The following is an 11,276-nucleotide window of genomic DNA, read 5'->3' on the forward strand; positions in this document are numbered from 1 at the left end:
CTTTGTCCGCAGTTATGAAGAAAGAAAAATATTACGTCGTATGGGCGGGAGTCAGCCCGGGTATCTACACTTCCTGGACAGACTGCCAACTACAGACCAAAGGTTACGAAGGAGCGAAATACAAGTCGTTCGAATCACGCGAGGAAGCGGAAAAAGCCTTTGCCTCTTCGCCGTACGCGTACATCAAACGGTCGGCTCCCTCTCCTGCCAAGACTACTCCCGGCACCGGCGCTCCCCTCCCCACCGCCGTCGCGGAAAACAGCCTTGCCGTAGACGCGGCTTGCAGCGGAAACCCCGGTGCCATGGAGTACCGGGGAGTACACGTCGCCAGCCGTCAGGAAATCTTCCACTTCGGGCCGATGTACGGAACCAACAATATCGGCGAGTTCCTTGCCATTGTCCACGGACTTGCCTTGTTGAAACAGAAAGGTTTCGACATGCCCATCTACAGTGACAGCGTGAACGCCATCAACTGGATAAAACAGAAAAAATGCAAGACCAAACTGCCGCGCGACGCCAAGACCGAAGAGCTTTTCCACCTAATAGAACGTGCGGAGAAGTGGTTGCGCGAAAACACCTACACCACCCGCATCCTAAAATGGGAGACAAAGCAATGGGGGGAAATTCCGGCCGACTTCGGAAGGAAGTAAAAAAACGCGGGCACCCCGGATTCTTCATCCGGTTGTGCCCGCGTCAAGAAAATGATGCGGCCGAGCTTATGAATGAATAGCCGCCATCATGTTTTATTTGCTATACGATGCCTTCACGAAAGGAGCATCAAGCAAGTAGTCAAGACTCTGCTTCACACTCTCTTCTACGGGGCAGCTGTATTTCTCAATCTCAGCTACGATGTGGCGCACGCCAGCAGTATCCGTATTCTTGAAGATAGCATCATAACCTACCATACCACTCTGCCCAATCTCGCGGTGATCCTTGATATGGAGCATGGTGAAGCGTCCGGGATACTTGTTGAAGTAATCCACCGGGCTGTTCTGGCCGCGCACTACCCAGTAAACGTCCATCTGGAAGAATACATATTCGGGATTGGTGTGTTGCAGCATGTAGTCCAGCATCAGCTCCTTGTCTTCCACTTTCTGGAATTCATGGGCATGATTGTGGTAACCGTATTTCAAACCGGCAGCCTGGCAGCGCTTGCCCACTTCATTGTAATAGTCGCAGTAGGTCTGCAAGTCTTTCAATGTCTTGGGAACGGAGAGATACGGAGTCACGATATACTCCATACCGGCCTCCTTATGGGCAGCAATGCACTGATCCCACCATTTCAAGGCTTCCGTAAAGTCGCCCGAAGCCAGTTCCTCGTCCGACAACCCGTGGGTAGTGTGCGAAGAAAGCACGGTCATACCGCTCTTTTCCACCATCTGTTTGAACTCCTGGGGAGTCTTGCCGTAGAACTTACCGTCATTGTAGTTGGCAGCCTCCACACTGGTATAGCCCATATCAGCCAAATCCTTCAGAATCTGGTCGAGGTTACTGCCGTCCTTCACCAAGTCTCTTACAGAATAGAGCTGGATGGCTACTTCCTTTTTCGTCGTTTCCGGCGCCGTTTCCGTGCTGTGGCTGCTGCAGCTTGTGGCCATCATGGATAAGCACAGTGCCGACAAAATCATCATATGTTTGATTCTCATAGTACTATCTTTTTAGAAGGAATTAGTCGAGAACCTTTACACGGATGTTGCGGTACCAAACATCGTCGCCATGATCCTGCACACCGATAAAGCCTTCGTGGTTTTCGCCGCCACAGTTGTTCAACAGTTCGAAAGCCAAGGGCCACTTCTCTTCGCTGAACTTGCTTGCCTGCAACATTTCAGTCCATTGCTTAGTCCACAAGTGATATTCCAGTACGTTTTCATCGTTCTGTCCGTGAACTACAGTACCTTTGTATACCATAATCTTTGCCTTGTTCCATTCGCCGAAAGGTTTGGCGTTCTGCGGAACAGCCGGTATCATGTCGTACAAGGAAGCAGCCTGACGGTTGTTGTCCTTACCCAGTTTGGCATCCGGATGATTGGCGTTATCCAGCACCTGGAACTCGGGAGCAGAGATATAGATGGGTTCCAACACTTCGTTGCCGTCCTTGTCCTTTGAAGTAACTTCCTGAGCCAGATAGAAGATACCGGAGTTACCACCTTTGGAAATCTTCCATTCCAGTTCCAGCTCAAAGTTCTTGAACTTATGGGCGAAAATCAAGTCACCGCCCTCACCGGTCTGTCCTTCGCCGGTACCGGTTCCACAGAATTTGAGGCAACCATCCTCAATAATCCATCTGGAAGGCACTTTGTCCTTACCGTATCCACGCCATCCGTCCAGGCTCTTTCCATCAAAGATAGTGATATAACCGTCCGCATCAATCGGCAGGTTCAAGCTGTCCGTTTCAGGCGCTTTCAGAGACTTGGAATAAGACACCGCAGTAGTAGTAGGAGCTGCAGCTTCCTCCGTAGCGTTCGATTTCTTTGCACCGCCACCGCAAGAGGCGAGCATACCTCCGATAAGGCAACAAGCCAAAGAATAATATATTTTCTTCATAATCTGAAAAATTAAATGATTAGTATTCGTTTATGAGCATCGGAACCTGGTTCCGATACTCTTTTTAATGTTTATCTGGGCATATCGGGCAACTTCCAGCCTTCACGGTAGTTATGCTTGATGAGCTCTTCTGCAAAAGCTTTGGCATTTACCGGATCTGTCCATGTCTTGTCGAAGCTTGGATGGCCGTTGTGTATCTTGAAGCCGTCCTTGATGACTGTACGCAATGTCTCGTCGTCGCCAATATTGGTAAAGCGCATGTTGGCTCCGTCCCATTCCAGTGTCTTGTTCAGGCCCTGCAGACGGATAGCCAATACACCCATTGCCACCATTTCGTTCATCGGTCCTGCTTCGGAGAAGTCAGACTTAGGCATTACGCGGCTGGAAGGACTTTCCTTACAAGCACGTACCCAGTCCATCTCATGACCGCCATTCATAGCCTTCGGCACACGGCGGCAAACCTTCGGTGCATTGGGCACACGACCAGAAAGTAACCACGGGTTCTGTCCGTAGCAACCGCAAATCAGCGTATCCTTCGTTCCGTGGAAGATAGTCAGACCGCCACCGCTCTGCATCAGTTGCTTTCCTTCGGGGAAGCCTTTCGGACGGTCGGGCATCATGCCGCCATCATACCAGTGAACTTCCACTTCGGGCATAGCCACCTTCGGCATATTCTCACGTGCGGGGAAAGTCAGCTTCACATGCTGTGCTTGCGGAGCGCAGGCATTGAGCAACAATGTAGATGAACCTTCTACCTTGGTAGGATACAGCAACTTCAAAGCTCTGAACGGCTGATGCAGGATGTGGCAAGCCATATCGCCCAAAGCACCCGTACCATAATCCCACCATCCGCGCCAGTTCCAGGGATGATAGATTTCGTTATATGGATTCATCTTGGCAGGACCGGTAAACAAATCCCAGTTCAGAGTTTTGGGAATGCGGTCTTCCTTTTCGGGAACATTCAATCCTTGCGGCCAGATGGGACGGTCGGTAGCACATTCCACCTTCGTCACGTCACCGATTTCGCCGTTCCATATCCACTCGCATACCAAGTCGGTACCCTCGTCCGAAGAACCCTGGTTACCCATCTGGGTAACTACTCCCGTAGAAGCGGCCAGGCGGGTAAGCAGACGGGACTCATATACGGAGTGCGTCAACGGTTTCTGGCAATATACATGTTTGCCCATCGTCATGGCATCAGCAGTAATGATGGCATGTGTATGGTCGGCAGTAGCGATGATAACGGCATCGATGTCCTTACCCATCTCATCGTACATCTTACGATAGTCCCAATACTTCTTCGCATTGGGAAGCTCATCGAACACACCTTTCGCGTAGCGCCAGTCTACGTCACAAAGCGCCACGATATTTTCCGTAGCCTTCACATGGTTGATGTTGGTGTGTCCCATACCGCCGATACCTACGGCAGCAATGTTCAAACGGTCACTGGGAGGCACGTGTCCGTGGCTCTTACCCAAAATGCTGCTTGGAGCAATGGTAAGACCCGCCAAAGCTAAACCTCCGGTCTTAAGAAATTCTCTTCTTGTAAATTTCGACATGGTTCTTTAGATTTTAAAATCGGTTAATATAATGAGTTTTAAAACAATCCTTAATTACAGTAGGCATCAGACTACCGTCTTCTTCGGACGGAGCAGTCCGTAACCTTCTTTCATATGCCTCCGGCGCTCCCTGATTTCCTCCAGCGTCTGCAAGTCGCCTATGCCGGGCAGGTCGTGGCGGCGCGCATCCTCCAGGAAGGTCCATCCGTATTGGGAAGCAATGGCCGAGTCTCGCATCTGCGGCAATCTCGGATCGCGTTTCCCGCTCTCGATGGAGTCGGCCATAATATTGCATAGCTTATCCAGGTTCTTTCCGCCAAACGGTTTCTCCAGGCGAAGCGTACGGTTCACGCCGTGAAGCTCCACCACGGCAGTCCGGAAGTCATGCGTCATGCGCACGATACCTTTCGTACCGATAATGTCCGTATATGCGTTATGAGTCTGGTTTCTGGAGAGTTGTCCGTAGACGAATCCTTGTGTGACATCGAACGCGATGCCGTTCTCGAAAGTGCCGTGGCACTGCACCCACCAGGGGTCCTTGTAGTCCCACATCCGCATGCCTTGCGCATGCCAGCTCTTGTATTCACTGTCGGCATACCAGCGGGCGATGTCTATGTAGTGCATGCCGCAGTCGTGGTAGGCGGGACCCTCATATTCGTGTCCCTCGCCCGGTGCCAGTCCCGGAGTCATGTGGCAGATGCGCAGGATGGCAAGTTCGCCAATCTCGCCTTCATCGATAAACTGCTTCATAGTCTGGTGATACCAGGAATTGCGCAGATAAAGGTTGACAGCGGCAATGCGGTCATACTTTTCAATCAGGTCCACAATTTCCCATTCCTTGTCGATGGTGTCGGCAATGGGTTTCTCCGTCAGGATGTGCTTATGGCTCCGGACAGCTTTCTCTATTTGTTCTTTTCTGGAATTTGCCAATGCAAAAAGACCAACAGCTTCTACACTCTGGTCATCAAAGATTTCTTGTTCATCGGATATGATTCTGGATGAAGGGGAAAGGTTTCTTGCCAATTCTCGGGAGGCCGGATCGGTATCGCAGATATATGCGATGTCCCATCGACCGCTTTTCTGCATTTCCTCCCAATACATTTGCCCCATTCTGCCGAACCCTATCAAACCAACTTTTATTTTCATGGTAGGCGAATATTAAATATTTACAGTTATAGTATTATCGGGGTCAATTGAATTACATGATTAAGAGTACTTGGACTGATAGTCATAGTAGCTGTCGTCGTAGACGTTGGATATAATTTTTTCATGATATTTGCAATGTTTATGTATGTGTTCTTTGCAAAAATAGGATAATTAGCGATAGAATGGAAGCAAGCAGATATTAAAAAAGCGTAAAAGGTAAAAGAACACTCTTTATTCATCATCGCCTAACAGCCGTGAAACACTCTGCCGGCAGCCGTCAACACCCACCTGCATCATAGATTCTGCGTAAGAAATATAGAAGAGAAAGAAGAATTAATAGGCTGTTTGCAGGAAATTAACTTCCTATTTAGTCATAACAGCCTAGCACAAGCGGGTGGAAGCAAAGTACGCAGAATTTTATTTCTATGAGAGAGACTGCATATCATTCAGCCTCTTATAATAGCCGTTCTTCTCAAGGAGTTCCTCGTGCTTACCACGTTCCACGATTTCACCTTCATAAAGAACACAAATCTCATCCGCATTCTTGATGGTGGAAAGGCGGTGGGCGATGGCAATCGTGGTACGGGTCTTCATTAGCCGTTCCAGAGCCTCCTGCACCAGTCGTTCGCTTTCGGTATCGAGTGCGGAAGTAGCCTCATCGAGTATCAGGATGGGCGGATTCTTCAGGATGGCACGGGCAATACTGATGCGCTGGCGCTGTCCGCCGGAAAGCTTGCCGCCACGGTCGCCAATGTTGGTTTGATAACCGAGTTCGGTCTCCATGATGAAGTCGTGGGCATTGGCAATCTTTGCCGCTTCGATCACCTGCTCCATAGTTGCATTTTCCACACCGAAGGCAATGTTGTTGAAGAAGGTGTCATTGAACAGGATGGCCTCCTGGTTCACGTTTCCTATCAACGCACGCAGGTCGTGGATGCGAAAATTCTTAATATTCACACCGTCAATTGTAATCTCACCTAACTGCACATCGTGATAGCGCGGCAGCAAATCCACCAATGTAGATTTGCCGGAGCCGGACTGGCCGACAAGTGCAATGGTTTGTCCTTTGGGCACCATCAGATTGACGTGCTTCAACACTTCGCGCTTGCCGTCGTAACTGAAGGAGAGGTCCTTAAATTCAATCCGGTCATTCATCCCGTGCAGCGGCAACGGGTTTACCGGTTCCTTAATGGGATTCTCGGCTTTCAGTATTTTGTCCACACGTTCCATGGATGCCAGACCCTTTGGAATGTTGTATCCTGCCTTTGCAAAGTCTTTCAACGGATTGATGATACTGTACAGAATCACCATATAGAAGATGAACGTTGATGCTTCCATGGAAGTGCCGTTGCCCAGAATAAGCAGACCACCGAACCACAGTACCAATACAATGAGCAGCGTACCGAGGAATTCACTCATCGGATGTGCCAACGACTGACGGATGGCTACCTTGTTGGTTGCATCACGCAGCTCGTCGCTGCATTGCTTAAAACGGTCCACCATCTTGTCTTCTGCTATAAAAGCCTTGATTATACGCAGTCCACCAAGCGTCTCTTCCAATTGCGACATGGTATCACTCCATTTCCCTTGGGCTTCCAACGACTTACGCTTCAGTTTCTTGCCAACTTTTCCCATCAGCCAGCCCATACCCGGCAATACCAGGACAGTAAACAGAGTCAGCTGCCAGCTGGTTACAATCAGAGTGGAAAAATAAAGCAGAATCAAGATCGGATTCTTGAGCAGCATATCCAGTGAACTGGTAATGGAGTTCTCAATTTCGCCTACGTCACCGCTCATACGTGCAATGATGTCCCCTTTCCTTTCTTCAGAGAAAAAGCCGAGCGGCAAGTGCATCACTTTGGAATAGACCATCACGCGGATATCGCGTACCACTCCCGTACGAAGGGGAATCATAATGGCAGAAGAGCCGAAATAGCAGGAGGTCTTCAGCATGGTCATGAAAGCAAGGAAGAGCCCCATGAACAGCAATGTCATCTGTGGCCCGTGTGTCTCAATCATCTGGGTGACGTAGTAATAGAAATTATTCACCGCCACTTCCTTGATGCCTTCGCTCCCCCACTCCATGTACTCGTACACTTTGGTATTCTCCCCCGTTTTGAAGAGGATATTGAGAATAGGAATCAACAATGTGAATGAAAATACGTTGAATATGGCAGACAGTACATTGAGCACGATTGCCCAACCGATATATCTCTTGTAAGGCGACACAAAGCGTCGCATCAGCTGCAGAAATTCCTTCATTGCTTGTAGTTAAGTGAATTATGAGGTCGCAAAGATACAAGAAAACGAGGGAATGGAAAAGGGTTTCAGGTTATTTCTGCCTAAATGCCCACATTCTCTACTTTCTTTTGTGTCCTTGCATACTTCTCCAGCACCATGTACACTCATACATTGTCATCTTAATAATAGCCGGCTCATTTATTTTCCATCTTTACTCCTAACTTCCACACAATTTTCTTCAAACTTCAATATGCCCAAGCAATTATATGAGTAAATAATGAAAAAGATGTACCTTTGCACCCGACTTAACTGAGAACTTTGTTCACCACATGAGAAAAGCTATTATCGCAACCCTATCTGTCCTAATCGTACTTCTGTTCATTGCTTGCAATACCCGAGTGAACTATAATAAGTACCTAATTGCAATTGACTCGCTCATCGTTCAGCAACCGGACACTGCCCTATCTATGCTCGAAGCATTCCCGACAAACAGCCTGCAGACCCAAGCTGACAGTGCTTATTATGGCCTATTAATGACAGAAGCAAGAGATAAGAACTACATTATCCAAACCAATGATTCCCTGATACAATCGGCCCTGACCTACTACAACGGCACAAACGACATAGAAAAGCGGGCAAGGGCCCATTACTATTCCGGCTGCGTCTACCGGGATTCACAGAGAAGAACAGAATCTATGACTCAATACCTCATAGCAAAGCCCTTGGCTGAAAAAGCAGGAGAAAGACGTCTATTAAGTCTTATCTACCTGAATATAGGTTATCTATACTATTCACAAAACCTAAATACACAAGCCGATTCCAGCTATCAATTGGCACAACAAATAGGTATTCAGCTAAAGGACTCTGTTCTTCAAGCAGAAGTTCTGTCACGACGAGGAGTCATCTGTATGGAAAAAGGAGAAGAATTCTATCCCGAAGCCGAAAAAATGATGTTGAAGGCACTCGCTATCGTCCAAAAACAGTCCAACATACAATTAAAAGAAAATGTGTTCTCCTCACTATGCCAACTATACAACTGGATGGAAAACGGAGAGAAAGCTATAGAATTCGCCAAACAGAATCTTGGCGTACAGAAAGACCGCACAACATGCTACAAAGCTTTCGAACTACTTGGAAGCGCATATTACCTAATATTGCAATATGATTCTGCCCGCTACTACCTACAAAAATCCCTTTTCACAACAGACTATGCCACCAAAGCCGGGGCTTACATGTATCTGGCAGACATAGCCAAAGAGCAAGGAGACTTAGCTACTTCCTTAGAGATGGAACGCAACTACTCTGCCTATTTGGACAGCATGCAGAAGTCCAGACAGCCCGATGCCATTGTCTGCGCAGAACAAGGGATGCCAAGCAACAAGCAAAACATAATCAGCAAACACACCCATTATCGTATCATAGGTATATCAATAATCATATTAACCCTCATTGTAGCTGTAATCATCCTATCCTATAAGAAAAGAAAACAAAAGCCCAATAACCAAACCGAAAAAGAAATGCTGCATAAGGCAGGACTTGTTCTATTCGAACAATCTGAGGTATACAACAAGATGACTCTAATCATCCGCTCTCATAAAGAAAAGGCAGAATCAGAAATAATGCATCAAGGTGACTGGCTACAACTAATTGCAGAAACCAACAAATGTTGGAATAATATTGCCCGGGAACTACAATCAAAATATCACCTGACAGAAGACGAAATCTACTTATGTTGTCTGTACCTGACAAACCTCCCGATAAGCCATTTTTGCCATATATTGAGCTGCGAACGGGATACTATTTACAAAAAGGCAGACCGCATATTAGAAAACAAAATGGGATTTGCACACAAAGAGATATCTCTTAAGGAAGCTTTAAAAAAGAATCTCCAATCATCTTGCCAATCATAACAATCATTAGCAAGTACAACAATTATACAATATTATACGCCATTATACACCGAAATTATACAATATTATACACTTATCCTGCCGTATTAAACCGACCTTTGCGGCATCAATAATCAAAAAAGTGTATAATGATGAAGAATCTATTGTCTATCTTAATTGCGACATTCTTTTTAAGCAATATTGTGACATACGCACAAAAAAAGAACAATCCTTTTACAGAAATCGCCCTAATCCAAGCAAAAAGAAAAAATCCGACTAGTAAAGGAGATACCCCTATATCTCGTAGTATCATTCAAACCGCCAACGCCTACCTATATAATAATACGGTATGTGTCGACTTCAACGAGGTATTACCCACCGTCACCATCCTCCTCATCAATGAATCAACCGGTGAAACCGTCTATTCAGAAACATACGATGCTCCAACAAATATCAGCATCAACCTAGATGAAGAATCATGCGGCAACTACTCCATTCAAATAGAGTCCGATGAAGCATTCCTATATGGCAGCTTCACGCTATAGAAACATCCAACTGACAAGGAAGTGATATATATCACCAATTTATAAAACGAACCTATTGAAAGGACTGAATACGCGTTAAACCAGTCCTTTCAAAAGGCAAACTAAATTAATTTCCAGAATTATGAAGAAAAAACATTTTCTTTTTATTCCCATCATTACAATGGGAATATTCGCCATTAGCTGCACCAACACTTTTGACGAGCAGTTTGTTCAAGAAGACCAACAAATGCCAACAACGAAGTCAATGGGAGATGGTCAATATCAAGTATTAGGCTACGGTTATGATATAACCGGAGAATATCTTGCCAGACAATCCATAAAAAACGAAGTATTAGATATTGCAGGTTTCTATGCGAAAAATCCCCAATTATACAAAGTGGAATATGTAGGTGAAATCAAAGACAACTTTTATGCTGGAGAAGACTACATGAACTATGTAAAAGACATCATCAATAAAACGAATTTTAGTGGTTCGGTTGCTGCAAAAATCAATCCTAAAAAAGATGGGGCAACCAGCACAGACACCTCCAATAAGGAAGTACCCTATAGCCTTTCAGCAAATGTCTCTTTTGACAAAGAATCAAGCAATAAGACTTCCATTACGACCAAAGAGACCTACATTCGGGTCGACCAAATCAAGCAATTAGAACGCTACCAACTTTATGCTGACCCCACAGTTTTGGCCGACTACCTCACTCCATACTTTAAGAGCAGACTTTCTACAGCCTCTCCTGATGCCATTATTGAAGAATTCGGAACACATATTCTTATCGACTTCAATGTAGGTGGACGCCTTTCTATATTCTATAAGTCAACTATCACCGACAATCTAAAAGTAGAGTCTAAAACCAAAATTGCCAAAGGAGGCATCACTGGTGCCATTAAAACGGTTAACCTCTCCTTCTCCGGAAGTTCTACTACAACCGAAGTAGAACAATACCAAAGGAGAAATAGTAACTGGTCATGCAACGTCAACATGTATGGCGGCCAGCACGATGGTCATACAATCACAATAACATCCGACGGAGCAACCAACCACACATTCAATCTTAGCGGATGGCAGCAGTCTGTTGACAAAACGCATTGTGTATTGACAGAAATTAATTTCAATAAGACATACCCCATATACGAATTCATCAAAGACCCTATAAAAAAACAGCAAATTAAAGACGCTGCAGAAAAATACATCAAAAGCAAAATTCGTCCGATTATAGAGGTAAAACCAATGTTTCAAATAAAAAGTCCACACACAAAAGACAACTGGTGGGTTTTTTCACTTGAGTTCAACTTATAAATGCAACTTTTTGGGTGCGGATAATAAGCAATAAAAACATTTATTTTTCAGAGAGGAA

Annotated in this window: 9 protein-coding genes; 4 read left to right on the forward strand and 5 right to left on the reverse strand. The window is 45.9% G+C overall.

Features of this window, described 5'->3' with window-relative positions; genetic code table 11:
• The first annotated feature begins 14 nt into the window (after positions 1-14).
• Positions 15-650, forward strand: coding sequence for a viroplasmin family protein (locus tag ACESTD_RS06440; protein ID WP_373158781.1), 636 nt, complete (start codon positions 15-17; stop codon positions 648-650).
• 93 nt (positions 651-743) lie between these two features.
• Here ACESTD_RS06440 and ACESTD_RS06445 read toward each other — a convergent pair whose 3' ends face one another.
• The 5 genes from ACESTD_RS06445 to ACESTD_RS06465 all read right to left on the reverse strand — a co-directional run bounded on the left by ACESTD_RS06445 (position 744) and on the right by ACESTD_RS06465 (position 7,511).
• Positions 744-1,646 (reverse strand): sugar phosphate isomerase/epimerase, encoded by a 903-nt coding sequence (locus ACESTD_RS06445; RefSeq protein ID WP_005825894.1) that lies wholly within the window; start codon positions 1,644-1,646, stop codon positions 744-746.
• Between the two features lie 22 nt (positions 1,647-1,668).
• A complete protein-coding gene (locus ACESTD_RS06450; RefSeq protein WP_005825897.1) occupies positions 1,669-2,544 on the reverse strand; it encodes a DUF1080 domain-containing protein in 876 nt (291 codons plus the stop codon).
• Between the two features lie 71 nt (positions 2,545-2,615).
• Positions 2,616-4,103, reverse strand: a complete 1,488-nt coding sequence (locus ACESTD_RS06455; RefSeq protein ID WP_005825899.1) for a Gfo/Idh/MocA family protein — start codon at positions 4,101-4,103, stop codon at positions 2,616-2,618.
• A 66-nt stretch (positions 4,104-4,169) separates the two neighbouring features.
• Positions 4,170-5,249, reverse strand: a complete 1,080-nt coding sequence (locus tag ACESTD_RS06460) for a Gfo/Idh/MocA family protein (RefSeq protein WP_130080670.1) — start codon at positions 5,247-5,249, stop codon at positions 4,170-4,172.
• A gap of 423 nt (positions 5,250-5,672) precedes the next feature.
• On the reverse strand, positions 5,673-7,511 hold the full coding sequence (locus ACESTD_RS06465; protein ID WP_156737464.1) for an ABC transporter ATP-binding protein: 1,839 nt from the start codon (positions 7,509-7,511) through the stop codon (positions 5,673-5,675).
• Between the two features lie 308 nt (positions 7,512-7,819).
• On the opposite strand from ACESTD_RS06465, the gene ACESTD_RS06470 reads away from it, so the two are divergent.
• The 3 genes from ACESTD_RS06470 to ACESTD_RS06480 all read left to right on the forward strand — a co-directional run bounded on the left by ACESTD_RS06470 (position 7,820) and on the right by ACESTD_RS06480 (position 11,218).
• Positions 7,820-9,400 carry a lipopolysaccharide assembly protein LapB gene (locus tag ACESTD_RS06470; protein WP_005833763.1) on the forward strand — a complete coding sequence of 527 codons (1,581 nt, stop codon included), beginning with the start codon at positions 7,820-7,822 and terminating at the stop codon, positions 9,398-9,400.
• 182 nt (positions 9,401-9,582) lie between these two features.
• Positions 9,583-9,924, forward strand: a complete 342-nt coding sequence (locus ACESTD_RS06475) for a DUF3244 domain-containing protein (RefSeq protein WP_225982637.1) — start codon at positions 9,583-9,585, stop codon at positions 9,922-9,924.
• Positions 9,925-10,045: 121 nt separating this feature from the next.
• Complete coding sequence (locus ACESTD_RS06480; protein WP_373158780.1) at positions 10,046-11,218, forward strand: MAC/perforin domain-containing protein; 1,173 nt, start codon at positions 10,046-10,048, stop codon at positions 11,216-11,218.
• Positions 11,219-11,276 lie beyond the last annotated feature (58 nt).

The sequence above is a fragment of the Bacteroides sp. AR20 genome, assembly GCF_964250605.1.
Classification (GTDB): Bacteria; Bacteroidota; Bacteroidia; order Bacteroidales; family Bacteroidaceae; genus Bacteroides; species Bacteroides uniformis.